Origin of the sequence: Sphingomonas sp. MA1305 (genome assembly GCF_016107325.1) — a bacterium.
Taxonomy (GTDB): Bacteria; Pseudomonadota; Alphaproteobacteria; order Sphingomonadales; family Sphingomonadaceae; genus Sphingomonas.
Genome location: NZ_RCVT01000005.1, coordinates 19184 through 45011 on the forward strand (window position 1 = coordinate 19184; position 25828 = coordinate 45011).

28 protein-coding genes and 1 pseudogene are annotated in these 25828 nt (G+C 66.1%); 23 read left to right on the forward strand and 6 right to left on the reverse strand.

What is annotated here, in order from left to right; genetic code table 11:
- The first annotated feature begins 143 nt into the window (after positions 1-143).
- Both D9601_RS16670 and D9601_RS16675 read left to right on the forward strand, forming a co-directional pair.
- Positions 144-1022: a DUF4396 domain-containing protein gene (locus D9601_RS16670; RefSeq protein WP_198355231.1), complete on the forward strand. Its 879-nt coding sequence runs from the start codon at positions 144-146 to the stop codon at positions 1020-1022.
- A gap of 84 nt (positions 1023-1106) precedes the next feature.
- Positions 1107-1442, forward strand: a complete 336-nt coding sequence (locus D9601_RS16675; protein ID WP_198355232.1) for a four-helix bundle copper-binding protein — start codon at positions 1107-1109, stop codon at positions 1440-1442.
- A gap of 50 nt (positions 1443-1492) precedes the next feature.
- On the opposite strand, the gene D9601_RS16680 is transcribed toward D9601_RS16675, so the two are convergent.
- From D9601_RS16680 to copC, 3 genes are read right to left on the reverse strand one after another with little or no spacing between them, the layout of a single operon-like run.
- A complete protein-coding gene (locus D9601_RS16680; RefSeq protein ID WP_198355233.1) occupies positions 1493-1762 on the reverse strand; it encodes a flagellar biosynthetic protein FliQ in 270 nt (89 codons plus the stop codon).
- A 52-nt stretch (positions 1763-1814) separates the two neighbouring features.
- Positions 1815-2741, reverse strand: a complete 927-nt coding sequence (copD, locus tag D9601_RS16685) for a copper homeostasis membrane protein CopD (protein ID WP_198355234.1) — start codon at positions 2739-2741, stop codon at positions 1815-1817.
- Between the two features lie 4 nt (positions 2742-2745).
- Complete coding sequence (gene copC / locus D9601_RS16690; RefSeq protein ID WP_198355235.1) at positions 2746-3114, reverse strand: copper homeostasis periplasmic binding protein CopC; 369 nt, start codon at positions 3112-3114, stop codon at positions 2746-2748.
- 130 nt (positions 3115-3244) lie between these two features.
- Between copC and D9601_RS16695 the strand changes: the two genes are divergently transcribed.
- From D9601_RS16695 to D9601_RS16765, 15 genes and pseudogenes are all read left to right on the forward strand, one after another.
- Entirely contained in the window at positions 3245-3520 is a 276-nt protein-coding gene (locus D9601_RS16695; protein WP_198355236.1) for a hypothetical protein, read from the forward strand.
- Complete coding sequence (locus D9601_RS16700; RefSeq protein ID WP_198355237.1) at positions 3517-3957, forward strand: periplasmic heavy metal sensor; 441 nt, start codon at positions 3517-3519, stop codon at positions 3955-3957. Before D9601_RS16695 ends, D9601_RS16700 begins: the two co-directional genes overlap by 4 nt.
- Positions 3954-4523 carry an RNA polymerase sigma factor gene (locus D9601_RS16705; RefSeq protein WP_198355238.1) on the forward strand — a complete coding sequence of 190 codons (570 nt, stop codon included), beginning with the start codon at positions 3954-3956 and terminating at the stop codon, positions 4521-4523. The genes D9601_RS16700 and D9601_RS16705 overlap by 4 nt, the downstream gene beginning before the upstream one ends.
- A gap of 67 nt (positions 4524-4590) precedes the next feature.
- Positions 4591-6672, forward strand: a complete 2082-nt coding sequence (locus D9601_RS16710) for a copper resistance system multicopper oxidase (protein WP_198355239.1) — start codon at positions 4591-4593, stop codon at positions 6670-6672.
- A complete protein-coding gene (locus tag D9601_RS16715) occupies positions 6669-7931 on the forward strand; it encodes a copper resistance protein B (protein ID WP_198355240.1) in 1263 nt (420 codons plus the stop codon). Before D9601_RS16710 ends, D9601_RS16715 begins: the two co-directional genes overlap by 4 nt.
- A gap of 127 nt (positions 7932-8058) precedes the next feature.
- Positions 8059-8583, forward strand: coding sequence for a c-type cytochrome (locus D9601_RS16720; protein ID WP_443024767.1), 525 nt, complete (start codon positions 8059-8061; stop codon positions 8581-8583).
- A complete protein-coding gene (locus D9601_RS16725) occupies positions 8583-9368 on the forward strand; it encodes a PepSY domain-containing protein (RefSeq protein ID WP_198355391.1) in 786 nt (261 codons plus the stop codon). The genes D9601_RS16720 and D9601_RS16725 overlap by 1 nt, the downstream gene beginning before the upstream one ends.
- Positions 9365-9958 carry a DUF305 domain-containing protein gene (locus D9601_RS16730; protein WP_443024768.1) on the forward strand — a complete coding sequence of 198 codons (594 nt, stop codon included), beginning with the start codon at positions 9365-9367 and terminating at the stop codon, positions 9956-9958. The genes D9601_RS16725 and D9601_RS16730 overlap by 4 nt, the downstream gene beginning before the upstream one ends.
- 251 nt (positions 9959-10209) lie before the next feature.
- Entirely contained in the window at positions 10210-10602 is a 393-nt protein-coding gene (locus D9601_RS16735) for a DUF305 domain-containing protein (RefSeq protein WP_066782008.1), read from the forward strand.
- Positions 10603-10676: 74 nt separating this feature from the next.
- Positions 10677-11126, forward strand: a complete 450-nt coding sequence (locus D9601_RS16740) for a DUF411 domain-containing protein (RefSeq protein WP_198355242.1) — start codon at positions 10677-10679, stop codon at positions 11124-11126.
- A 17-nt stretch (positions 11127-11143) separates the two neighbouring features.
- Positions 11144-11851 carry a class I SAM-dependent methyltransferase gene (locus D9601_RS16745; RefSeq protein WP_288044450.1) on the forward strand — a complete coding sequence of 236 codons (708 nt, stop codon included), beginning with the start codon at positions 11144-11146 and terminating at the stop codon, positions 11849-11851.
- A gap of 31 nt (positions 11852-11882) precedes the next feature.
- A complete protein-coding gene (locus D9601_RS16750) occupies positions 11883-12242 on the forward strand; it encodes a hypothetical protein (protein ID WP_198355243.1) in 360 nt (119 codons plus the stop codon).
- A gap of 421 nt (positions 12243-12663) precedes the next feature.
- A complete protein-coding gene (locus D9601_RS16755) occupies positions 12664-13893 on the forward strand; it encodes a TolC family protein (RefSeq protein WP_198355244.1) in 1230 nt (409 codons plus the stop codon).
- Positions 13890-15386: an efflux RND transporter periplasmic adaptor subunit gene (locus D9601_RS16760; RefSeq protein WP_198355245.1), complete on the forward strand. Its 1497-nt coding sequence runs from the start codon at positions 13890-13892 to the stop codon at positions 15384-15386. Before D9601_RS16755 ends, D9601_RS16760 begins: the two co-directional genes overlap by 4 nt.
- Positions 15383-18502 (forward strand): annotated as a pseudogene (locus D9601_RS16765) (efflux RND transporter permease subunit); the annotation flags it as partial. The gene D9601_RS16760 and the pseudogene D9601_RS16765, both read left to right, overlap by 4 nt.
- Before the next feature lie 19 nt (positions 18503-18521).
- Here the strand turns inward: D9601_RS16765 and dmeF are convergent.
- From dmeF to D9601_RS16780, 3 genes are all read right to left on the reverse strand, one after another.
- On the reverse strand, positions 18522-19457 hold the full coding sequence (dmeF, locus tag D9601_RS16770; RefSeq protein ID WP_198355246.1) for a CDF family Co(II)/Ni(II) efflux transporter DmeF: 936 nt from the start codon (positions 19455-19457) through the stop codon (positions 18522-18524).
- An 11-nt stretch (positions 19458-19468) separates the two neighbouring features.
- A complete protein-coding gene (locus D9601_RS16775; protein WP_198355247.1) occupies positions 19469-19744 on the reverse strand; it encodes a metal/formaldehyde-sensitive transcriptional repressor in 276 nt (91 codons plus the stop codon).
- Between the two features lie 646 nt (positions 19745-20390).
- The gene (locus D9601_RS16780; RefSeq protein ID WP_051693705.1) at positions 20391-20870 is read right to left on the reverse strand and encodes an acyl-ACP desaturase; all 480 of its coding nucleotides are present in this window, start codon (positions 20868-20870) and stop codon (positions 20391-20393) included.
- A 193-nt stretch (positions 20871-21063) separates the two neighbouring features.
- Here D9601_RS16780 and D9601_RS16785 point away from each other — a divergent pair, with 193 nt between their 5' ends.
- From D9601_RS16785 to D9601_RS16810, 6 genes are all read left to right on the forward strand, one after another.
- The gene (locus D9601_RS16785) at positions 21064-21345 is read left to right on the forward strand and encodes a PepSY domain-containing protein (protein WP_038069681.1); all 282 of its coding nucleotides are present in this window, start codon (positions 21064-21066) and stop codon (positions 21343-21345) included.
- Between the two features lie 2 nt (positions 21346-21347).
- Positions 21348-21950 carry a cytochrome b/b6 domain-containing protein gene (locus tag D9601_RS16790; protein ID WP_038069678.1) on the forward strand — a complete coding sequence of 201 codons (603 nt, stop codon included), beginning with the start codon at positions 21348-21350 and terminating at the stop codon, positions 21948-21950.
- Positions 21931-22617: a response regulator gene (locus D9601_RS16795; protein ID WP_066707257.1), complete on the forward strand. Its 687-nt coding sequence runs from the start codon at positions 21931-21933 to the stop codon at positions 22615-22617. The genes D9601_RS16790 and D9601_RS16795 overlap by 20 nt, the downstream gene beginning before the upstream one ends.
- A gap of 1 nt (position 22618) precedes the next feature.
- Entirely contained in the window at positions 22619-23938 is a 1320-nt protein-coding gene (locus tag D9601_RS16800) for a sensor histidine kinase (RefSeq protein WP_232474339.1), read from the forward strand.
- A 173-nt stretch (positions 23939-24111) separates the two neighbouring features.
- Positions 24112-24822, forward strand: a complete 711-nt coding sequence (locus tag D9601_RS16805; protein ID WP_038069674.1) for a VIT1/CCC1 transporter family protein — start codon at positions 24112-24114, stop codon at positions 24820-24822.
- 352 nt (positions 24823-25174) lie between these two features.
- Positions 25175-25819: a recombinase family protein gene (locus D9601_RS16810; protein ID WP_038069700.1), complete on the forward strand. Its 645-nt coding sequence runs from the start codon at positions 25175-25177 to the stop codon at positions 25817-25819.
- Positions 25820-25828 lie beyond the last annotated feature (9 nt).

The following is a 25828-nucleotide window of genomic DNA, read 5'->3' on the forward strand; positions in this document are numbered from 1 at the left end:
CGCCCTCTCCCCGCCCTTGGCGCCCAATCCGCAATAAAAGCGGACGGCCGAGGCAGGCGCGCCGCGAAAAGCCGCGTCGCCGCGGCAAGGGCTAGGGGCGGCAGGCGCGTATCCTCTAGCAGTAGAGGAGAGCCGCCGCGACCATGCCTTCCCCGGTTCCCTGGCTCGATCCGCTGCTGATCGTGTGGTTCGGTCTGACCGCACTGTCCGTCGCCTACGTCGCGTGGGATGCGTTCACCCGCAACCCCGAGTTGAAGGTGATGAAATGGGGCTGGCTGCTGGTGACGCTCTATGGCGGCCCGGTGATGGCGGCGGCCTATGTCCTATCGTGCCAGGAGCCTGCGAACGAGCGGCACGAGGACTTTGTTCGGCCGCTTTGGAAGCAGGCGTTCGGCTCCTCGATCCATTGCATGGCCGGCGACGCCACCGGCGTCATCGTGGCGGCGGCGATCACGACGGCGCTCGGCTTGCCGATGTGGCAGGACGCGATCGCCGAGTATGTGTTCGGCTTCGCGTTTGGGCTGCTGATCTTCCAGGCGCTGTTCATGCGCGACATGGCGGGGGGTTCTTACTGGGGGGCGCTGCGCATGTCCTTCATCCCCGAATGGCTGTCGATGAATTCCGTCATGGCCGGGATGATCCCGACAATGGTGGTGTTGATGAGCCGGGACATGGCGGCGATGCACGCCAGCTCGCTCCGCTTTTGGGGCGTCATGTCGCTCGCGACGCTCGTCGGCTTCGCTGTCGCCTACCCGGTCAACCTATGGCTTGTCGGTGTTCGCTCGAAGCACGGCATGGGCACGGTGCGCGCGCTCGGGCATGGCGGGCACGACATGGCGGCCGAAAAGGCCGGCGCCGCCCCCATGACTGGGATGGGACATGGGACGATGGCCGGCATGGCAGGTATGGCCGAAGGTCCAAGCGTAACGCCGGCGCAGATCGTCGCGATGGCCGTGCTGACGCTGCTCGCGCTTGGCGCCGGGATCATCGTGGCGACGATCGGAGGCCGCTGGACGATGTGACGACGCTCTTCCGGTGCGCTCGACAAGGGATCGGGCGCCGCGCCGCGTATCTCCAAATGGGCGGGGCCAACGGAAGGAAGAACGATGCACCATCAGATGAGCGCCGAGATGCAGGAGTGCATGGACGCCTGCCACCAATGCCATGTGACCTGCCTGTCGATGGCCGTGAACCATTGCTTGGAAGCAGGCGGCCGCCATGCCGAGCCGCAGCACATCAAGATGATGCTCGATTGCGCGCAGATATGCTCGGTCGCCTTAGACTTCATGGCCCGCGGCTCCGAGCATCACCGTCATATCTGCCGCGAGTGCGCCGAGATCTGCCGTGCGTGCGCGCAGAGCTGCCAGGGGCTCGACGGCATGGAGGATTGTGTCCAAGCCTGCCTGCGTTGCGCCGAGGCATGCGAGAATATGGCGGCCTGACCACCCGCTCGCGCGGGCGGTTAGCCGCCCGCGCATCGGGCGCTAGGTTGCTAGTGTCCCATCCGCGCGATCACGTCGAACAGCTCGCCAGTAAACTTCGTCAACAGCTCGATCGCGGCGCTCCCGAACACGACCAGGCACACGCTCAGGGCGATGAGCTTGGGGACGAAACTCAGCGTCTGTTCGCTGATCGAGGTGGCGGCCTGAATGATGCTGATAATCAGCCCGACGATCATCATCGGCACGAGCAGCACCACGCAGATCAGGCCGACCACGACCAGCATCCTGCCCGTCTCATCGAGAAGGACGGATTGATCCATCAGGCGCAAGCGCCTGTCGGGCCGGGGAACGCGAGGGCTCCCCGGACGCGCATCACATCGCCGACGCAGGCGGGGCGAGCGTGCCCAGCCAGGCAACGAGCCCGAGGATCGCAACGACGCAGGCCGTCTCGATTGCGAGGCTTGTCCGCAGCGCGCCGAGTGCGCGCCCATGATCCGAGGCGGCGATCGACTGCTCGAATGCCGGCGTCAGCCGGAACCGGTTGAGCGAGGCGAGACCCAGCATGGCGACGAACAGCGCCAGCTTGGCAAGCAGGAGCTGACCATAGAGCGTCGCCGCGAGCGCGGCGACGTTGCCGATCCCGACCAGCATCCACCCGTTGACCAGGCCGGTGACAACGATCGTGCCGACCACGACCGTTCCGACCGTCCCGAACCCATGCAGCGCGCGGTGCGTCAGCCCGAGGTGCGTCGCATCGACGCGTGCGGCAGGCCGGGAGACGAGAAGGATCAATCCGAGCAGCGCGCCGACCCAGGCACCCGAGGCGATCAGGTGGAGAATATCGGCGGCAAGATGGACCCAGCCCATCGCGGCTTCGTCCATTGCCCCGTGCCCCGTCCATGCCAGCGTCCCGAGCGCGACGGCCGAGCACAGCGCAACGATGCCCAGCCAGGCGCACCGACCAGCGGCGAGCATGGCGGCCAGCGTCGCCAGGGCGAGCATGACCATTCGGAGCTTCCAGGCCGCGCCGATCGCGGACCCCGTGAGCAGCGCGCCGACCGCTTCATGGTCGACCGGCCAAGCCGGCGTCCCCGCCATCGAGGAGGCCATCAGCACGACCGAGGCGGCCGAGAAGATGAGGCCGAGCGCCGCGCTGGCGATGAGCCACGGGCGCAAGGCGAGCGCGTCGCCGCGCTCGCCTGCCCGCAGCCCATAGAGACTGAATGCGGAGAGGCCGAACAGCGCCGCCAGCGTCAGGTAGAGCGCGAAGCGGACGCCGATCAGCGACCAGTCTCCCATCGGCTCACTTCACCGCGAAGGCGTAGTTTCCAGCGACCTTGTGGGTGTCCGTCGAGACGACATGCCAGGCGACATTATAGCGCCCAGGATGGAGCGGCGCCTTAGGCGTCACGATGAGGGTTTTGCCATCGGCGGCAACCGCCGCGGTGCTGGCGATCTTCATCTCCGGCATGCCGGGCATGGCGGCCATGATCAGATCAGCCTTGGAGAAGGCAGCCACGAGCTTCTCGCTGAAACGCAGCTCGAGGCGAGTGGGCTTGGCAACCGTCGCGTTGGCGGCCGGGCTGGCGGAGACCAGCTTGGGGTGGGCATAGGCCGTGCCGGCGAACGCGAGGGCGGCAGCAGCAGCAGTCAAAACGGATACGCGACGCATAGGGGGTGCCTTTCGAGAGGAGGGTTCCTGTCCTTCATTACGCGCCCCGTTCGACCACCCCTCAAAGACATTTGGTGAGGGATGAGAGCTGCGCTTGCGTAATCCATGCTAAGGGGACGGAGTGAACGACATGGACGACCTCGACGCAGTATTGACGAGGCTGGCGCGGGCACCGGTGCCCGCGAGCCTCGACGGAATCGAAGCCAGGGTGCTCGCGCGCATTGCTGCGCGCCCAGCGGCCCGCGCCGGCATGGGTCTAGGAGCCATGACGATCGCGGTGGCGCTCGGCATGGGCATTCTTGGCGCAGGCGTGCCGGCAAAGGAGGCCAGCGCGGCATCGACGCTGTCTCCGCTCGGGCCAGTATCGCCCCTCGCACCCTCGACCTTGCTCGTCGGCGCGCCATGAGCGGCCGCACCCGCTTGGCGCTCTGCGTCATCGCGTGCTTCATTGCCGCGATCGGCGGCGTGTTCGTCGGGCGGGCGCTTCTCCCGGCCAAGGCGCAGCCTGGGGCGGAATTGCATGACGTGCTGCATCACAAGCTGGCGTTGGACGCCAACCAGCAGGCTCGCCTTGAGGTGTTGGAACAGCGGTTTGCGGTGCAGCGCCGCGCCTTCGAGCTTGAGCTGAGGGCCGATAATGCGCGGCTGGCGGAGGCGATCGAAGCCGAGCACGGCAACGGCCCCCGCGTCGCCGCGGCGGTCGATCGCAGCCACGCCGTCATGGGCGAGCTACAGAAGGCGACGCTCGCGCACATATTCGCCATGCGACAGCTTCTCCGGCCCAATCAGACCGGGCAGTTCGACCAGGCGGTGGTGAAGGCGCTCACCGACGACGCGCGGTGAGTTTCGATTGGACGGCGCTTTCCGAGGGCGAGCTTGCGACGCTCAGCATCGCGGGCCGGGAGGCTGCCTTCGCTGAGATCATGCGCCGCCATCGCCAATCCGTCTTCCGGATGGTGCGGGCTTGCGTCGGCGAAGCCGACGAGGCGCTGGACCTGCTGCAAGAGACGTTCGTCGCAGCTCATCAAGCCATGCCTCGCTACGACGGCCAGCGTTCGATGCGGGCATGGCTAGCTACGATCGCGATCAACAAGTGTCGCGATTGGGGCCGTAAACGAACGGTTCGCCGCTTCCTGTCGTTCGCGACCCCGATCGGTCCCGAGGCGGAGGCGGTGGCTGACGACCAGGTAGGAGCCGATGAGGCGACCGGCGATCGGCAAGAGCTGGACCGCGTGACACGGGCCATCGCCGGCCTTCCTGCCACGTTGAAGGAGCCCTTGGTGTTGCGAACCATCGAAGGGCTGAGTCAGGCCGAGACCGCGGCCGTTCTATCGATTAGCGAAAAGGCGGTGGAAACGCGCCTCTACCGTGCCCGCGCAAAACTGTTGGAGCAATTGGGCGGACGCTGAGGGCTAGCCGGTCGCGCCGCGTATCAAGGCTAGAGGGACACTCCCGTTCGAGAGCCTTGAGGACTGTATGAGCCGCACTATCGACCGCCGCCAGATGCTACGCGGGGCCGCCCTGGCGGGCGGCGGGCTGGCGCTGTCAGCTTACATGCCCGCATGGGCGCAGCCCGTCTCGGGCGGCATCGTCAAGCCGCTCCCGACTGTTTCGGGAACCGACATCGCGTTGACGATCGACAGCTTCCGGCTTCCCGTCGATGGCAAATCAACGCCGGCGATCGGCGTCAACGGCACGGTTCCGGCTCCGCTCATTCGCTTGAAGGAGGGGCAGAAGGTCCGCCTGTCCGTCACCAACAACCTCGACGAGGACAGCTCGATCCACTGGCACGGGTTGCTCGTGCCCTTCCCCATGGACGGCGTGCCCGGGATCAGCTTCCCCGGCATCAAGGCGCGATCGACCTTCGTTTACGAGTTCCTGATCGTGCAGTCGGGCACCTATTGGTATCACAGCCATTCGGGCGAGCAGGAGCAGGAAGGGCTCTACGGGCCGATCGTGATCGATCCGGCAGGCGCCGACCCGATCGCGTTCGACCGAGAGCATGTGATCGTGCTGTCCGATCATAGCCAGATGACCGGCGAGCAGATTTTCCGCAAATTGAAGCAGATGGGCGGCGCCTATTTCAATTATCAGCGGCCGACCCTAGCGGGCTTGCTCGCGGGCCGCGAAATGCCCCTGAAAGATCGCATCAAGTGGGGCAAGATGCGGATGGACCCCGCCGACATCGCCGACGTCACCGGATCGACCTACACCTTCTTGGTGAACGGCTACGGGCCGTATGACAACTGGACGGGGCTGTTCAAAGCGGGCGAGCGGGTCCGCTTGCGGATCATCAACGCCGCAGCCCAGACCAATTTCAACGTCCGCATCCCCGACCTGCCGATGACCGTCGTGCAGGCGGACGGGCAGAATGTGCGCCCGGTCAAGGTGGACGAGTTCCAGATCGGCGTCGCCGAGACCTTCGACGTCATCGTGACGCCCGAGGACCGGGCCTATAGCTTCGTTTCCGAAGCGATCGACCGTTCGGGCATGGGGCGTGCGACGCTCGCACCGCGTGAAGGCATGATCGCGCCGGTGCCGCCGCTCCGCCCGCGCACGCTGCTGACCATGACCGACATGGGAATGGACATGAGCAGCATGGGCGGGATGCAGGGCATGTCCGGCATGGAGGGCATGTCCGGCATGAAGGATAAGGGTCCGGTCGCAAAGCGCGGGCTCGATCCGACTGTCATGCAGAACGCCTCGCGCAACTTGTGGAAGCTGACCGGCTGGAAGGGGCCGACCGACCACGGAACCGTGGCGGTGGGCGCTGCAATGGCGGGGATGTCCGGCATGGACCATAGCCAGATGGGCGGCGCTGCCATGCCGGGGATGGATCACAGCCAGATGGCGGCGGGCGGTGCCGGCATGGCCGGCATGGATCACGGCCAGATGAGCGGCGGCAGCATGGCCGGGATGGACCATGGCGCGATGCAAAGCGGGTCCGGCCAGGCTGGCGGCATGGCCGGGATGGACCACGGCTCAGGTAGCGGCATGAGCATGAACATGCGCGACCCGAAAAATGCGCCGCAGGTGAAGATGGGGCCCGGCGTTCAGACTATCTCCCCCTCCCCCACGGATCGCAGCGGCGACCCGCCCCAAGGGCTGGAGGACGTCGACCATCGCGTCCTCACCTACCGCGACCTCGTTGCGCTCCAGCCCAATCCCGACGTGCGCGCGCCGTCACGTCAGTTCGAGATCCACCTGACGGGCAACATGGAACGCTACATGTGGGGCTTCGACGGGCAGAAGCTCAGCGACCCGGCCGACCCGATCCCGTTTCGCAACGGAGAGCGGGCGCGGATCACGTTGGTGAACGACACGATGATGCCGCACCCAATCCACCTCCACGGCCACTTCTTCGAGCTGGTGACGGGCCACGGCGACCATGCGCCGCGCAAGCACACGGTCAACGTGCCGCCCGGAGGCAAGATGACCTTCGACTTGACCGCCGATGCGCCGGGCGATTGGGCGTTCCACTGCCATAACCTCTACCACATGACCGCGGGCATGATGCGTGTCGTGACGGTTCGACCGCTTGAAGGAGCGGCGGCATGAACCGGCTGATCCCGGCGCTTGCCGCCACGACCATGCTCGGCATGGCCGCTCCCGTCGCCGCTCAGTCGATGCAGGGCATGAACATGCCGGGCATGACGATGCCGATGCCGGCCAAGAAGAAGTCGGCAGCAAAGCCCGCGACGAAGGGTAAACCGACGAAGGCCCGGCCAGCGGCCGCGAAGCGGAAAGCGGCTCCGGCCAAGCGGAACGCCGCCCCGATGGCCGGTATGAAGGGTATGGATCACGGGACCATGCCGGGCATGGATCATTCGACCATGCCCGGGATGGACCAGGCCGCCCCGCAGGGCGGCCAGCACGACATGCAGTCCATGCCGGGGATGCAGATGCCCGGAGGCAGCCAAACGCCCGCGCAGGGCGCTCAGCAGCCGATGCAGGGCATGGATCATTCAGCGATGCCGGGCATGAACATGCCGGCCGGCCAGGGCAGCGGCCACGACATGCAGGGAATGACCGGCATGGCGATGGAGGGCGTGCAGCAGACCGGCACCGCGCTTGCCGCAGGGAACGCCCCCGCCCCGCCCCTTCCGACCGACCATGCGGCCGATAACGTCTATGGCGCAGACGCGATGGCGATGGGCCGCCACCACCTTCAGCAGCATCACGGCGGCCAGAACTTCAATCAGGTGCTGTTGAACCTTGCCGAGTATCAATTCCGCAACGGCCGCGACGGCTATCGGTGGGATGGCGAGGCATGGTTCGGGGGGGACATCAATCGCCTGTTCGTCAAGAGCGAGGGCGAGGGAGCGTTCCGCAAGGGCGTCGAGAGCGCCGAGGTGCAGGCGCTCTATAGCCGGCCGATCGGCCCCTATTTCAACCTCCAGGCAGGCGTCCGTCAGGACTTAGGACCGTCCCCGAAGCGCACCTATGCGACGGTCGGGTTCGAGGGGCTGGCGCCAGGCTTCTTCGAGTTGGAGGGCGCGCTCTTTCTGTCGAACAAGGGCGACGTGCTTGGGCGACTGGAGGGCTATTACGATCAACGCATCACCCAGCGGCTGGTCCTGCAACCGCGCGCCGAACTCAATTTCGCAGCCCAGGACGTGCCGGAAAACCGGATCGGGTCGGGCCTGTCCAATGCCGAGCTGGGGCTACGGTTGCGCTACGAGGTGAGGCGCGAGTTCGCCCCCTACATCGGTGTGTCATGGGATCGCCGGTTCGGCGACACCGCGCGCTTCGCTCGGGCAGATGGTGACAAGGCCACGTCCCGCAGCATCGTCGCCGGCGTCCGCATGTGGTTCTGAGCCGCCTACCGCAGCCTCGCCGCGCCGCCCACGCATCCAACAAGCCGGCTTTCTGAGGGAGGACGCAATGGAAAGAGCCAGATCGGGAACGCTGAAACGGCACCTGCCGAGCTTGCCCTTCGTAGCCTTGCTGGCGGCGGTCGTCGCCGTGGGCGCAGCCGCGTTCATCTATCTTGGCGTTTATAACATCGCGGCCGACGAGCCGCACACGCTAGCGGTCTATTCGATGCTCGAACGCCTGCGCGATCGGTCGATCGAGGCGCACGCGCGCGGCATCACGCCTCCCGCCGATCTTGCGTCGGCGCAGCGCGTCTCGGTCGGGGCCGGACTCTACGGCGAAATGTGCTCAGGGTGCCATCTCGGCCCTGGCGTCGAGAAATCCGAGATGAGTCAGGGCCTCTACCCGCAGGCGCCGGAACTCGCACGCGCCCAGGACCTCACGCCCGCACAGCAATTCTGGATCATCAAGCACGGCGTGAAGCTCAGCGCAATGCCCGCATGGGGCAAAACGCATCCCGACCCCCTGATTTGGGACATGGTCGCGTTCGTGCGCAAGCTCCCGGGCATGACGCCGGAGCAGTATAAGGCGCTGGTCGCGAGCGCGCCGGCCGATCACGACGAGATGATGAAGGACATGCCGGGCATGAAGTGATGCCCGTGGGCGGGAATGATGGAGGGCCGGTTCTGAAAAGCGCAAAACTGCGATTGCACCTTCTCGCGAGCCGCACGCACAAGTGGCTTGCGATCATTATCGGCGCGCAGCTCCTCCTATGGTTTACCAGCGGCGCCTTGATGAGCTTCTTGCCCATCGACCGCGTGCATGGCGACCACCTGATAAATCGGAAAGCAACCGCGGCCCTGCCGAGTGGCGTCCCGCTCGCACCGGCGTCGGCGATTGTCGCTACAACGGCCGCTCCGATCGAGGCCGTGACCTACCGCATGTGGCTTGGCCGCCCGGTCGCGGAAGTGACGACGGCCAAAGGCACGCGCCTGTTCGACGCCAGAACGGGCGCGGCGCTACCCACGCCGACCGCGGCCACAGCGGAGGCCGTCGCGCGTGAAGCTTGGCGCGGCAGCGGGCGACCAGCGGCCACAGTGGAGCGGATCGAGCGCCCCAGCCCCGAGTATCGCGGCACGCTTCCCGCTTGGCGCGTGACGTTCGCCGACCCCGATTCCACCCGCGTGTTCGTGGCGGCAGACACCGGCCGGATCGCGGCGGTGAGAACGGGGACGTGGCGGCTCTACGACTTCTTCTGGGGCCTCCACATCATGGATTGGCAGAACCACGAGAACTTCAACACGCCCTGGCTGCTCGCCTTCGCGATCGGTGGGCTCGCTCTTTGGCTGGGCGGTGCGGTTCTTCTCTACATACGCTGGCCCAAACGGCGGCGTCGCAGTGCCGCGGAGCGAGGCACATTTCAGCAGGAGAGCGCATGATGGAAGATCACAAAGGCAAGATGAACATGGGAATGGGTTACGGCCGTTTCGCCGCAATGATCGCGACATCGACCGCGGTCATGTTCGGGCTGATGTACGTGAACGTCTATGCGCTAGGGCATATCGAGTTCAGCCAGACGCGCTTTTGGATGGCGTTCGTCATGGGTGCGGCGATGGCTGTCATCATGCTCGGCTTCATGTGGTCGATGTACAAGAACAAGACCGTGAACGCGGCTATTCTAGGCGGCAGCGTCGTCGTGTTCGCCCTCGCGCTCTGGCTTGTCCGCAGCCAGGAGACGGTGAGCGACGTGTCCTACATGAAGGCGATGATCCCGCACCACTCGATCGCGATCCTCACCAGCGAGCGCGCCCACATCAAAAATCCCGAGGTTCGCAAGCTGGCCGATGGCATCATTGATGCTCAGGTCCGCGAGATCACCGAAATGAAGCGTCTGATCGCGCAGCTTGAAGCTCACCCAATGCCAGACGGTGCGCCCGACTTGCCCTCCTATCGCGATAAGGGCGTTGCCCCGCCTCCGCCCGAGACGGATGAGAGCGCTGGCATCAACACGCTTCAACCAATCCGCTAAGGGGGGACCGTAGCGCCTTTGCACCCCCAAGCTTTGGCCGCCAGCAGGGCGGCCACGAGCGGATGGCGCTGGATAACAGGAGGGGGCACGCGGCGAAAGCGGAGTAGCAGGGTGTAAGATACGCGGTGCGGAAGCACATCCCTCAGAAATAAAGTGCCGTTTCTCGCCACTATCTCGCGCGTTCTAACGACTCGCCTGAGGGGTCGACGCCCCGCACGCGTAGAACCCTTAGGACTCCAAGGAGATCGACAATGCGCTTCGCACCGACGTTAGCAGCTTTGGCACTTATCGCCACGCCCGCGCTCGCGCAGCAGGGCGGCGGTATGCAGGGCATGGATCACGGCTCCATGCAGGGCATGAACCACGACGACATGTCCAGGATGATGGCCGGCAATCCTTACGGCCAGGCCGAGATGGACATGCATCAGAAGATGATGGCCGCAAAACAGGGCGACGCGGCTGAGATGTGGACCCGCAAGATGATCGAGCACCATCGCGGCGCCATCGCCATGTCGCGCGTCGCGGTTCGGGAAGCGAGCGACGCCGAGACGAAGCGCATGGCGCAGATGACCATCACGAAGCAGGAAAAGGATATTGCCGAGCTACAGGCGTGGCTTCGCAAGCACGGCAAGCGCCCGCAGTAAGGAGCGCTGCCCCCGCCCTGTCGTCCCCCTTATCCGCCCCGGCAGGGCGGGGCTTACCTTTCTGGAGCTGACCTATGAAACCTGGCTTTCGTGGCGCTGTCGCCGCCTTGTGCGTGACGATCCCGGCCGTGGCATCGGCCGCAGCCGACATCGCCATGCACCGCGATCCCGGTTGCGGGTGTTGCGAAAAATGGGCCGCCCAGGTTCGCCAGCAGTTCGGCCGCAAGGTGCAGATCATCGACGACGCCAACCGGGCAGCCTTCCAGCGCCGCGTGGGCGTGCCGGCCCAGCTCGCGTCATGCCATACCGCCATTATCGACGGCATGGCGTTCGAGGGCCACGTTCCGATCGCCGACATGAAACGCGTGCTCGCGCAGCATCCCAAGGGCGTGCGCGGTCTGGCGGTCGCCGGGATGCCGATGGGCTCCCCCGGCATGGAGGTCGCAGGGGTCAAGCCGCAGCCTTACAGCGTGATCGCGTTCGGCCCAGGCGGCCAGCGCCTATACACCCGGCACGGCAGTTAGGCAGCGGGAGCGGAGTCGTGGGCGAAAAGCACTCCCCGGCCCTCCCGCAGCGCGAGTTCGTGCCGGCGCTTGGTAGGCCCGAGCTGACCGGCCTCTATGACCGCGCAGTCGCCTTGCTGACCCGTGAGCGCCGTTGGCGGGCCGCCCTACTCCGCTTGGTCGCACCCGCCCCCGGCGACACCATCCTCGACGTGGGGTGCGGCACCGGCAGCTTCGCCATTTTGATGAAGCGCGATTGTCACGGCGCGCGCGTGATCGGCGTGGACCCTGACCCAGCCGTGTTGACGATCGCGCGCGCGAAGGCGGAGCGCGCGGGCGTTGCAATCGAATGGGCGGAGGCGATGGGGGACGAGCTGGCGAAGCTCGACCGCGCGCCAGTTGGCAAGATCGTGTCGAGCTTGGTGTTTCACCAATGCCCGCTCCCCATGAAGCGCGCGATCATCGCCGCCATGCGCCAGGTGCTACGGCCGGGCGGCGCTCTGTTCGTGGCCGATTATGGCGAGCAGCGAAGCCGCTTCATGCGCCTCCTGTTTCGGCAGATTCAGCGCCTCGACGGCTATGACAACACGCAGCCGAACGCGGACGGCGTGCTTCCCAAGTTGCTCGGTCGAGCGGGATTCGAGCAAATCGCCGAGCGCCAGGTGATCCCGACCCCTACGGGCTCAATCTCGCTCTATTCGGGGATAAAGCCACCGATAGCGGCACGGTCGGAGCACTTGCATTGACTTCCTCCTCCGCGCCTTTGACAGTGATGGCGTGCTGAAAGCTCGCCTTTCTCTGTTGCTCTTGGTGGGAGCGTTGCTTGGCCTGTTCGGCCAGGGGATGGCGTATGCAGCCGGCCCGACGCTCGCGCCCAAAATGGAGATGAGCCACGCCATGCCGTCCGGCATGGATTGCGCCGGCATGGCGACCCGCGACTCAGCGCCCGAGCACCCCTGCAAGGGACTGACGCTCGCGTGCATCGCGCAGATGGGTTGCGTCATTCCGATGACCTTCGAGGAGGCGGCGCCAGCGACCCAGCGCATGGCCCCGCCACGGCTGCGAGCGAGCTGGCCTATTTCGCCGACCCTTGCCGGCCTTGAGGTCGAGCCCGAGCCCGAACCTCCTACCGCCTGATCGCGCCGAACCGGGCTCGCGCGCAACCCTCGCAGGTTGCGGCAAGCCCGATCCCGCATCCCGATCAGAACGGAAAAAGCATACATGAACACGATCATCATGGCGACCCTTGCCGCCAGCCTAGGCGCATCCGCCGCATCCGCGACGACCCCCGATAATGGCACTCAGGCAGGCCATTGGGAATGGCGTGCCGCCACCCAGGCGGGGCCGCGCGCGCCGCTTCAGCCAGCGCGCCGTGTGTGGGTATCGGACGTCCCACAGGCGACCGCTTGCGCGTGTCCGATGATGGAGCGCAGCTCCGACGCCTGCATGTCGATGAAGGGCGGCCGACCGGGTTGAGCCGGCGGGCCTGAACAGCGGCCGGGCTCCGGGTCGGACACCCGGAGCCCGCCCGATCGTCACGACATGAAAGGATACAAGGATGCGCGCATCCGCTATACTGCCGCTGGCGGCGCTGATCGCGAGCGCCGCCCACGCGTCGCCGCTTACCTACGAACAGGCGCTACGCGAAGCGGCCGCCAATGCTCCCGGTGTCGCTGCGGTGCGTGCAGGCATTTCCGCGGCCGAAGCGGACGCCCGTGCCGCAGGGAGCCTCCCCGACCCGCGCCTGTCGATCGGCGTCGACAACTATCCGGTTTCCGGGCCGCCCGCTTTCTCCTTGTCGCAGGACAACATGACGATGGGACGTGTCGGCATCCAGCAGGACGTGCCCAATCTGGCGAAGCGCCACGCCGCCCAGGCTCAGGCGCGCGCAGCCGTCGCGACCGCCGGAGCCTCGCAGGCGGCGAGGCTCCGGCAGATACGCTTGGGGGCGGGACAGGCGTGGATCGACCTTGCCTATGCCGAGCGGCGGCTCACCGCGCTCGACACCATCGTCCGTTCGCTTCGGGCGCTGCCAACTGCGGCACGAACCGCAGTCGCATCCGGCACGGCGCGTCCCGCCCAGACCTTGGTAGTCGACCAGGCTATTGCCGCGCTGGAGGATCGTCGCGACGAGCTGGTTGCGGCTGTCACCCGTGCCCGTGCGATGCTGGCGCGCTGGACCGGCGTTCCGGCCCCTGAAGTCGCCGGCGACGTGCCGACGCTTGACTTGGCGCCGGATCGGCTCCGCGCGGCGCTTGAGCAGCATCCGGACATGATCTCGGCCGAAGCCGGCGTTCGCCGTGCTCAGGCGGACGTGGACGCGGCGCGCGCCGAGAAGCGCCCGGATTGGGCGTTCGAGGTGGCCTATCAGCGCCGCGACCCCCGATACGGCGATATGGTGTCCGCCGGCGTGTCGATGACCTTGCCGCTGTTCACCCGTTCGCGCCAGAACTCCCGCATAGCAGCCCGACAATCAGCCGCGGAGCAGGCCGGCGCCGAGCGCGAGGACGCGCGACGCACCTTGGGGGCCGAGCTGGAGGCAGCGCTTGCCGACCACCAGATGCACCACAGCCAATGGCAGCGGGCACGCCAGATTCTCCTCTCCCTCGCACGGGAGCGGGCCGAGCTCGAGACCGCGAGCTATGCGGCAGGCCGGGCCAGCCTCACGGACGTGATCGAGGCGAAGACCAGCCTCGCCGACGCCGAGCTGACCGCGCTCGATCGGGAGGCGCAAGTCGCCACCGACGCCGTGCGCCTCACCATCACCTTTGGGAGCGATGACCGATGAGCGGCACGACCATGACCCGGGCGCGCCTGTTGGCCGCGGCGGGTGCGCTGACCGTGGTTGCGGGCGGCATCGGCTTCGGCGTGGCGCGGCTGGCGACGAGTCCCGCGCCGGAAGCCCGGCAGGCCCCGTCTGAGCAGCGCAAGATCCTTTACTGGTATGATCCGATGATCCCGGCCGAGCACCATGACGGGCCGGGCCTATCATCGATGGGAATGAAGCTCATTCCGCGCTACGCCGACCAGGGCGGCGCAGCGAGCGAACCGGGCGTGCAGATCGACCCGGCGAGCATCCAGCGGCTCGGCGCCCGGATCGTCACCGTTCAGCGCGGAACGCTGTCCAACGCGGTATCGGCGACGGGCAGCATCGAGTTCAATGAACGTAACGTCGCCGTCGTTCAGGCGCGCAGCGCCGGGTTCGTGCAGCGGGTCTATGCCCGCGCTCCTGGCGACGTAGTGCGTGCCAGCGCACCGCTGGCCGACGTCCTTGTCCCCGAATGGGCCGGCGCCCAGGCGGAGTATCTTGCCGTGCGCCGCACCCGCGACGCGGCGCTGACCCGTGCTGCGCGTCAGCGCCTCGCCTTGCTCGGAATGCCGCAAGGAACGATCGCCAGCGTCGAGCGAAGCGGCCGATCGCAGGGGGTGACGACGATCACCACCCCCGTCGGCGGTGTCATCAAGACATTGAGCGTGCGCCAGGGCATGACACTTGCACAAGGCCAGACGCTTGCCGAGGTGAACGGGCTGGAGACGGTGTGGCTCAATGCCGCCGTGCCCGAGGCCGTCGCCGGCCAGCTCCGCATCGGCGCGCCCGTAACCGCCAGCCTGACCGCGTTCCCGGGCGAGGGCGTCAGGGGCCGTATAGCGGCGATCCTGCCCCAGGCCGAGGCAACGTGCCGCACCCTCACCGTCCGGATCGAGCTGCCCAACCCAGGCGGGCGGTTGCGGCCCGGCATGTTCGCGAGCGTGCAGCTCGACCAGAGCAGCCGAAATGCGCTGTTCGTTCCGAGCGAAGCAGTGATCCGCACCGGACGGCGCACGCTCGTCATGCTCGCCGGCAATGGCGGACGCTTTCGACCCGCAGAGGTTCGCACCGGAGCCGAAAGTGGCGGCAAGACCGAGATCCTCGCCGGGCTCGCCGAGGGTGAGAGGATCGTGGCGTCGGGCCAATTCCTGATCGATTCCGAAGCTAGCCTTGCGGGGCTGGACGCGCGGCCGATCGGAGAGCAGTCGCCCGCATCGGCAAAGCCGCAGACGAGTGCCGCCGGCCAGGTCCATGAGACGATCGGCCGCATCGAGGCGATCGACCCCAGCTCCGTCACCCTGTCCCATCAGCCGGTCCCGGCGATCGGTTGGCCGGCGATGACGATGACATTCCGCGTAGTCGATCCGAAGCTCGTCCGCGGCTACCGCAAGGGCGAGCGGGTGCGGTTCGGTCTCGATCAGCCGCCCGAGGGGCCGACGCTTCGCCGCATCGCACGGGAGGGCGGCCGATGATCGCCGCCGTTATCCGCTGGTCCGTCTCGAACCGCTTTCTTGTTGTCCTGGCGGCGATCGCGCTCGCCGTCGCCGGCGTTTTTGCCATGCGGGCAACGCCTGTCGATGCGCTCCCCGACTTGTCCGACACGCAGGTCATCATCCGGACGAGCTGGCCGGGCCAGGCACCGCAGATCGTCGAGAACCAGGTTACTTACCCGCTCACGACGACGATGCTGTCCGTGCCGGGTGCGAAGACCGTGCGCGGCTACTCCTTCTTCGGCGACAGCTATGTTTATGTGCTCTTCGAGGACGGGACCGACCTTTATTGGGCGCGCTCACGCGTGCTCGAATATCTCAGTCAGGTGCAGGGCCGGCTTCCCCAAGGGGCGCAGGCCGCGCTTGGACCCGACGCGACGGGCGTCGGCTGGGTCTATGAATATGCGCTGGTGGACCGCACCGGCCGGCGCGACCTTGCTCAGCTCCGATCCTTGCAGGATTGGTTCCTGCGCTACGAGTTGAAGACGCTCCCCGGCGTCGCCGAGGTGGCGAGCATCGGCGGCATGGTGAAGGAATATCAGGTGCTGCTCGACCCGACCCGGCTTGCCGCCTTCGGGATCACGCACGCCCAAGCCGTCGATGCCATCCGCCGCGCCAACCAGGAGGCGGGCGGATCGGTGCTCGAAATGGGCGGGGCGGAATATATGGTCCGCGCGTCGGGCTATCTCCGCACCGTCGATGACTTCCGCGCGATCCCGCTCAGGGTCGCCGGGGCGGGCGTGCCGGTGACGTTGGGCGATGTTGCCACCGTTCAGATCGGCCCGGAGATGCGCCGCGGCATCGCCGAGCTGAACGGTGACGGCGAGGTTGCCGGGGGCGTCGTTATCTTGCGCCAGGGCAAGAACGCGCGCGAGACGATCGAGGCGGTCAAGGTCAAGCTGGCGGAATTGAAGGGGAGCCTTCCGCCCGGCGTCGAAATCGTCACGACCTACGATCGCTCGCAGTTGATCGACCGCGCGGTGGAGAACCTTACGGCCAAGCTGATCGAGGAGTTCATCGTCGTCGCGCTCGTTTGCGGGCTGTTCCTCTGGCACGTCCGATCGGCGCTGGTCGCGATCGTGACCCTTCCCTTGGGCGTACTGGCTGCCCTGCTGGTCATGCGCGTGCAGGGCGTGAACGCCAACATCATGTCCTTGGGCGGCATCGCCATCGCGATCGGCGCGATGGTGGACGCCGCGATCGTGATGATCGAGAACGCGCACAAGCGGATCGAGCATTGGGAGCATGAGCATCCGGGCGGGGCGCTGGCAGGCGAGGCGCGCTGGCATGTCATCACCGACGCCGCTGCCGAGGTGGGGCCGGCGCTGTTCTTCAGTTTGATAATCATCACGCTGTCGTTCGTGCCGGTGTTCACCTTGGAGGCCCAGGAGGGGCGGCTGTTCGCCCCGCTTGCGTTCACCAAGAGCTACGCAATGGCCGCAGCAGCGATCCTGTCCGTGACGCTCGTCCCGGTGTTGATGGGATGGCTGATCCGGGGCCGCATCCCGGCCGAGCAGGACAACCTTATCAATCGGGCGCTGACCCGCGCCTACCAACCCGCGCTCGGCCGAGTGATGGCGCGGCCATGGACGACGATTGCAATCGCCGCCCTGGTGCTCGCGACGACGGCATGGCCGCTGACCCGCCTTGGCGGCGAGTTCATCCCGTCGATGGACGAGGGCGACCTGCTCTATATGCCATCGGCGCTGCCCGGCCTTTCGGCCGCCAGCGCGTCGGAGTTGCTGCAAAGAACCGATCGGCTCATCAAGACCGTGCCCGAGGTGGCGACCGTGTTCGGTAAGGCCGGCCGCGCCGAGACCGCAACCGATCCCGCTCCTCTCGAAATGTTCGAGACGACGATCCAGTTCAAGCCGCGCGACCAGTGGCGGCCAGGCATGACGCCGGCGAAGTTGGTGGAGGAGCTGGACCGGACGGTGCGCGTGCCCGGGCTTACCAATGTCTGGGTGTCGCCGATCCGCAACCGGATCGACATGCTCGCGACCGGCATCAAGAGCCCGATTGGCGTGAAGGTGTCGGGTGCCGACCTCGCCGAGCTGGACCGCATTGCCGCAGGCTTGGAGCGCGTTGCCAGAACCGTCCCGGGCGTCAGCTCCGCCCTTGCCGAGCGGCTGACCGGCGGACGCTATGTCGACGTAAACATCGATCGGGCGGCTGCTGCCCGCTACGGCCTCAATATCGCCGACGTGCAGGAAATCGTCTCGGGCGCGATCGGCGGCGAGACGATCGGCGAGACCGTCGAAGGGCTTGCCCGCTATCCGATCAGCGTCCGTTATCCGCGCGAGCTGCGGGACAGCTTGGAGGAGCTGCGCACCCTCCCGATTGTGACCGCATCGGGCCAGCAGATCACGCTCGGCACTGTCGCGTCGGTGTCGGTCGCCGAAGGGCCGCCCATGCTGAAAACGGAGAACGGCCGGCCTTCGACCTGGGTTTATGTCGATGTTCACGGGCGCGACCTTGCATCGACCGTCGCCGATCTACGCCGGGCGGTGGCGAAGGGCGTGCGGTTCAGCCCCGGCGTGTCGATCGCCTATTCCGGGCAGTTCGAGTATCTGCAACGTGCCGAAGCACGGCTGGCGATTGTCGTCCCCGCCACGCTCGCGATCATCTTCCTGCTGCTCTACCTGACATTTGGCCGGTTCGACGAGGCGGCACTTATCATGGGCACCCTGCCCTTTGCGCTGACCGGCGGAATCTGGACGTTGTGGCTGCTCGGCTATGCGCAGTCGGTCGCGACGGGCGTCGGGTTTATCGCCCTTGCCGGCGTGTCGGCCGAGTTCGGCGTTGTCATGCTGATCTACCTGAAGCACGCGCTCGCCGACCGCGGTCCTGCTCCGTCCGAGGACCAGATCGAGGACGCGATCCGAGAGGGGGCGCTGTTGCGCGTCCGGCCCAAGGCGATGACCGTCGCCGTGATCGTCGCCGGGCTCCTCCCCATCCTAATCGGCCACGGTGCCGGGTCCGAGGTGATGAGTCGCATCGCAGCACCCATGATCGGCGGGATGCTGACGGCCCCGCTTCTTTCGATGTTCGTGCTGCCCGCGGCTTACCTGTTGCTTCGCCGGCCCAAGAGCGATCCACAGAGGATTGTCGGAGGATCTAGCGGCACTCCACCGTCAAATGGGCGAGTTCGTGGACCGGGCGGAGGCGCTGGCGCACTGCGTCGCCATCCAGACCCCCGGTGACGCTGACAATTGCGGCGTGCGCTTCCGGGCCGACCCGCCATACATGCAGGTCCGTGATCCGAGCATCGCCTTCCGCCTCGACCAGCTCGCGCACTTCGTCCGCTACATGCGAGTCCGTGCGATCGAGCAGGATCGCGGCCGTGTCGCGCATCAGCGACCAGGACCAGCGGGCGATCACGACCGCGCCGACGATGCCCATGACAGGATCGAGCCACACCCAGCCGAGATAGCGTCCCGCCAGCAGCGCCGAGATCGCCAGAACCGAGGTGAGCGCGTCGGCGAGGACGTGGACATAGGCAGAGCGGAGATTGTTGTCGGTGCTATGCCCGGCATGGCCGTGGCCGTGGTGATGATCGTGGCCGTGGTGATCGTGCCCATGCCCATGATGATGACCGCCAGAGAGCAGAAGTGCGCTGGCGATGTTCACGCCGAGCCCGACCACGGCGATGATCGTCGCCTCGCCGAACGCGACCGTGACCGGCTCGACCAGCCGCAGGGCGGATTCCACCCCGATCCCGAGCGCGATCAGCGCCAGCACCAGCGCCGAGGCGAACCCGGCCAAGTCGCCGACCTTGCCCGTGCCGAAGCTGAAAGCCGGGTTGCGCGCGTGCCGCTTGGCATAGGCATAGGCCGCAGCGGCGACCGAGAGCGCGCCCGCGTGCGTCGCCATGTGGAACCCGTCCGCGAGCAGCGCCATCGAGCCGGTGAGGTATCCGGCGAGAATCTCGCCGACCATCATCGCGGCCGTGAGCGCGACCACCCACAGGGTCCGCTTCGCGTTTTCATCATGCGAGGAGCCGAGAAAAACATGATCGTGCGTCAGCCGATCGAGGTCGGAAACGGTAGCCATTCGAGAGAAGCCTATTTCGAGTAGCGGCGTATCGCCGCGATGAGCTGTTCGGCCCCGGCCGCCCGTTCGGCGTCGGGCAGATCGGGCCGCGCCACATGCTCGCGCACATGCGCTTCCACGATTTCGTCCATGAGGCCGTTCACTGCACCCCGGACGGCCGCGACTAGGTGCAACGTCGTCGCGCAGTCGTCGCCGGCGACGAGCGCGCGTTCGACCGCGCCGACTTGGCCGGCGATGCGGCGCACGCGCTTGAGCAGCGCGTCACTGTCAGAGGTCAGGTGAGCCATATACCCCCCTCCCCTATGGATGTTGACCTATTAAGGCAATCGAGCGTTGGAGAAACCACCCGATCGGGCTACAGCAGTCGCGGAGGCTTTAGCGGCGGCGACGCGCATTGCCTTCTTTTGCGGCCCCGCAAGTGTGTCCGTTTCCCGCGTGGGAACTAGCAGCCAGGGCCGTCCTACTAGGGCGGCCCTTGGCTTATCTGGTGCGCGTGCCTTGGTAAGCAGCAGGCGAGTTCGGGCGCTCAAGCCGAGCTATACGGCGTGCCTTCTTCACATTGGTGATGTCGCATCTAAGTCGGCAGGGTCGATCGGTCGCCAAAAGCACGAATATGAGACGAGGCCGGCCCATGCCCTCCCTGAAACGACGTCGACCGGTGCTGGCAAAGTTCGTGCTTTCGGCGACCGTTCAATCGTGCGCGCGGCAACGCTCAAATTGGTGACGGCCGGGGCCTATTGCCGCCTTACGGGCCTGTCCCGCAAACGGTCGTGGCTGTTGAAAATCTCGCGTTCGAATTGATGTTGCGCGATTAGGGCACTGAGCGCTCTTTCAGGCCCCATTCGGCTGGCGTGTGTTAAAAACCTATCGAACGATCCCGATTTGATGCGCCGGCCCGCCGGGGGGATGGCCGGGCCGGCGCCTGCAGCTGGCTTAGCGACGGGGGAGCTTTGCCAGGGCAGCCTTGTAAGCCGCGTAATGCGTGCCTTCGTCGACCGCGATCTGGCGGAACATCTGCGCCACCTTCTTGTCGCCGGCCGCTTCCGCCTCCTTGGCGAAATTCACGTACATCGTGACATTCTCGTAGTGCTCGCCCTTCATGGCATCTTCGAGGTTCACATTGTTGCTGCTGCCGAGCCGCAGCGCCTGCGCTTCGCGATCGAAGTGCTCGTTGGCCTCGACGTTGGCCGATGCGCGGAAGAGCTTGGCGAGTTCGGGCTTTCCCGCCGCCTGCGCCTGGTCGGCGTACCGCAGATACTTCAGGTTGGCATAAGCCTCCCCGTGCATCGCGGCTTCGAGGTTCGCCCGCGTGCTGGCGGCTAGCGGGCGGGTCGGCGCCGACGGCGCGGCGGTCACGCTGACGGCGAAAATGGTCGCGGCACCGGCGGCAGCGACGATCAGGGACTTCATCATGGTCGATACTCCATTGCCGCCGGAAGTGCGGCTGCCCCGCTATCGACCCCGGTCCTGACGACGACCTGACAGGTCCGCGGCAACCGCATTCTCGAGCCGTCGGAAAAACTCGCTGTGCCGTCAGGTTTCGGTCAGGCGGTGCTGCGATCTCCCGGTCATCGAGGCTATCCCGCCTCTGACAGGAGCTCGTTCGATGATCCGATTTGCCCCCTTGAAGGTCGCAGCCTTTCTCGCCGCCGTCGCAGCTGCGCCGATGGCGATGGCGTCGCCCGTCTGCACCAAGGCGCCTCAGGCCAAATGGATGACGCCGGCACAAATGAAAGGCCGCATCGCCAAAATGGGCTATCGCGACGTCAAGGTCTTTCAGGTGTCCGGCAGCTGCTACGAAATCTACGCTCACACCAAGGACGGCAAGCGCGCCGAAGTCTATTTCAACCCGGTGAACGGCGCGGTCGTTCAGAACAACGTCGACTGACGATGAGCCACGTCGCTCCAGCGGCTCCTTCCCGAAACCCTGCTCGCAACCGCGGCAGGGTCAAGGTCTGGGACCCGATCGTCCGCATCTTTCACTGGACCGTGGTAGGAGGTGTGATCGCCAACCTGACGTTCCTTCGGCATGAGGAGCCGCCGCATATCTATGTCGGCTACGTTGTCGTCACGGCGCTGGCGATCCGGCTGATCTGGGGTGTTATCGGCCGGCGTCACGCGCAATTCGCCAGCTTCGTGCCAGGCCCGTTCGTGTTGCTGCGCTATTTTCGCGCGCTGGCTGCCCGGCGCGAGCCGCGCTACATCGGGCACAACCCGGCCGGAGGCGCAATGATCGTCGTCCTCATTGTCCTGCTGGCGACGGTGGGGACCAGCGGATGGATGATGGGGCTCGACCAATTCTGGGGTGTGGGCTGGGTCGAGACGTTGCACGAAACCGCCGCCAATGTTCTGATCGGCGCGGTAGCCCTGCATGTCATCGGTGCGATCGTCGAGAGCGTGCGGCACCGGGAAAACCTGCCGCTGGCGATGGTCACTGGCTACAAACGTGCACCAACGGGGACCGACATCGACCATGCGCCTGCTGCTGATTGAAGACAACGCCCGGCTCGGCAGCCTGGTTCGGGACGGCCTGATCCCGCAGGGTTTCGCGGTCGATTGGGTCGAGACCGTCGAGGACGCCGAGCTGGCGATGAAGGTGGCGACATATGACCTGCTACTGGTCGACCTTGGCTTACCCGATGGAGACGGCTTGGACATCGTCCGCCGTTCCCGCCGGGACAAGAATGCGACGCCGATCCTTGTCCTGACCGCGCGAGGTGGCCTCGACGATCGCGTCACCGGACTCGACGCGGGCGCTGACGACTATCTGGTGAAGCCGTTCCAGATTCCCGAGCTCGCGGCGCGGTGTCGTGCCCTGCTGCGACGACCCGGGGCGTCGCTCGGCACCCAGCTCGCCGCGGGCAACGTCGTGCTCGATTGTGCCTCACGGTCGGCCGACGTGGGCGGCGTCGCGATCGACGCGACGCCGCGTGAAATCAACCTGCTCGAAGTTCTGCTCCGCCGCGCCGGACACGTCGTCGCCAAGCCGGCGCTTGAGAATACGCTATATGCGATGGACGCCGAGGTAACGCCCAACGCGTTGGAAGCGGCAGTATCGCGGCTGCGCAAGCGCCTGACCGCCGCCGGGGCGGACGTGCAGGTCCGCACCGTGCACGGCGTCGGCTATGCGCTGTTCGCGCCAAGCGTATCTGGTGAATAGGATGGATGCGATTCGGCCAAGGCGACGGCCCCCTACGCTGTTCCGACAGATTGCGGCGCGTCTGGCGGCGTTCACGCTGCTGTTCGCAGCACTCGACGTCGGGATCGTCGTGTTCACCTACAGTCGCCAGCCCGAATCGCTCGCGCAGGAATTGCTGACGCTTGAAGCGACGAAGGCTCAGGCAGGCGGCGTGCTGTCGCCCGACCTGCTAACCGGACCGCCGGGGGCCGAATCCTGGTCCGCGCGCTATGTCGAACCGGGATCACCCGAACTCCGGCGGGTAGGGGAAACCGGGATCGACGGCGCGTCAACCCTGGTCGACTGGACGCGGCGCGAACAGACTCCTCGCGGCTATCGGATATCGGGCGTTCGCGCGATCGATCGCGGCGAGGAGCGGCGATGGCTGGCGATGCAGTTCGAGGGCGACGGCATCCGCCCCTATGTGCCGGTGATCGTGAACGAGATCATTCAGCACGTGATGCTGCCGCTGATCCCGTTGTCGCTGTTGCTGTTGCTGTTCAACGTCTTCGCCGTCCGCCGGGTGCTCCAACCGCTCCGCCATGCCGAGCGCGAAGTGGACGCGCTGGAACCCGACAACACCCTGCTTCGCCTTTCGGAGCCGAGTGAGCCGCGAGAGGTCAACACGCTCGTCAGTGCCGTCAATCGGGCGCTCGGTCGGCTCGATGCAGCGATGGCGACTCTGCGGGAGTTCACTGCCAACGCCGCACATGAGCTGCGCACACCGTTGTCGATCATGCAGCTATCGCTCGATCGGCTCCCCGCAGGCAAGCAACGGGACGAACTGCAGGCCGATGCGCGGCACCTGACCCGTCTCGTCGAACAGATGCTCGATCTCGCCCAAGCCGACGCGCTGGCCCTCGATGGCCACGTTGCCATCGATATCGCCGACATCGGCCGGGACGTCGTGGCCGCGATGGCGCCAAAGGTGTTCGCGGCGCAGCGTGATCTACGTTTCGAGAGCTTCGGCGACACCGCGGCGATCGGGCACCCGGAAGCGATCTTCCGCATCTATCGCAACCTGATCGACAATGCGCTGTCACACGCGCCCGGCGTCACGCCCATCGACGTAAGCGCGGGACCCGGTCCACAGCTGACGGTCCGTGACTACGGGCCGGGGATTGCAGAGGTCGATCTTCCGCACGTGTTTGACCGCTTCTGGCGCAAGGATCGCCGCAGCTCTACCGGAGCGGGCCTAGGCCTTGGCATCGTGCAACGGTTGACCGAAGCGCATGGTGGAACGGTCAGCGTCGAAAACGCGACAGGCGGGGGTGCTTCGTTTCGCGTCCGACTCGAGGTCTAGACTTGAAATTACGGGAGCCATCGCTTTCGTCAGCTGTTCGTCAGGCCCGTGCCGCAACGCACCTGGCGTAGCTACATCGCTCCATCATCCCTGCACTGCTGTCCGGAGCCAAATACAATCCAATTCCCGCCCACTCGGCGGCTCACCGAGTTCGACATACTTTAGGATAGCCAATGACGACCGACGCCATCGATCACGCGCCAGGAGAACATCATCTCGTCCACCGTACAGGCTGGCTTCGCGCAGCGGTGCTCGGTGCCAACGACGGAATCATTTCTGTTTCAAGCCTGATCGTCGGTGTCGCAGCCGCGCCAGGCTCGACTGCGAGCACAGTCCTTGTTGCGGGGGTAGCAGCATTGGTCGGGGGTGCACTGGCGATGGCGGCGGGCGAATATGTTTCGGTCAGTTCGCAGGCGGATACCGAGAACGCTGACCTTGCGCGGGAATCGGCCGAGTTGGAACGTTCGCCCGTGACCGAAACGCGGGAACTGGCCGCAATCTATGAAGGGCGTGGCGTCGAGCCGTCGCTAGCGATTCAGGTGGCCGAACAGATGATGGCACATGACGCTCTGGGAGCGCATCGCCGTGATGAGCTTGGCCTTGCTGACGACGGCGCATCGCAGCCGATGCAGGCCGCGGTATCCTCGGCCTTGGCATTTGCCGCCGGCGCGATCCTACCCGTGATCGCTGCATTAGCACCGCGTAGCGCTGTGCTTTATGCGGTACCAGCAACGGCATTGGTGCTGCTTGGCGTGCTGGGTGCGCTTGGAGCGAAGGCGGGCGGCGCCCCGATCGGGCGCGCCATGATCCGGGTGGTTTTACTGGGTGTCCTTGCGATGGGGATGACGGCCCTTATTGGGGCTTTCACCGGGGCGGTGGTTTAAAAGCTTTTCGTTGCCCGCGGCGATGCGACACTAGTCCGCACCGCTACGTCCCGAAAACGAGTAAGCAAACGCATCGCCACCCACGCCTATGGTCAGCCCCCCCCTTTCGCAAAGCTGATCGTATCCGGCACCACGCTAATTTGTTGCCGAAGTTTCCCGAAGCCTCCACCGTAACTGTCTTTGGCCGTGAAGCGACGGGGCACTCACAGCGCACACCAACCGCCAGAAAAACGACCGGTTTTCTGGCGGTCGAGGATTTTGCCTCCTCAGCGCATTCCGAAGATCGGAAAACCCGTTGCGGAAACCACCAGCACATTGCAGGGTGTCAGATATCTTTTCTGGCGGGGTGGCGATGCTCATCGGATATGTGAGGGTGTCCAAGGCTGACGGATCGCAGACGCTGGCACCGCAGCGCGATGCGCTGCTCGCCGCAGGCGTCGATGCCTCGCGCATTTATGAGGATCTCGCGTCGGGTCGTCATGATGCACGTCCCGGCCTGACTGCCTGTCTCAAGGCATTGCAGCCCGGCAATACACTGGTGCTCTGGAAACTGGATCGCCTCGGACGCGACCTGAGGCATTTGGTCATCACCGCCGAGGCGCTGCGTGAGCGCGGCATTGGGTTGAAGGTGCTGACCGGCGCCGGCGCGCAGATTGACACCACCACCGCCAACGGCCGCCTGGCCTTTGGCATCTTCGCCGCTTTTGCAGAGTTCGAGCGCGAGTTGATCGCCGAGCGCACACAGGCCGGCCTTGCCGCGGCACGCGCGCGGGGGCGCATGGGAGGGCGACCCCGCAAGATGGACAAGGCAACGCTGGCGATAGCGATGGCCGCCATGTCCGATCGCAACGCGATCGCAGCCGATGTCGCGCGCCGTCTCGGCATGACCACGACGACACTCTATATGTACGTGAACGGTGACGGCACGCCCAAGGCGCCGGGCCAGGCACTGCTCGACGGTGTGCCATACCGCAAAGAACGGCTGCAAGCCGCGTGATAGATCACG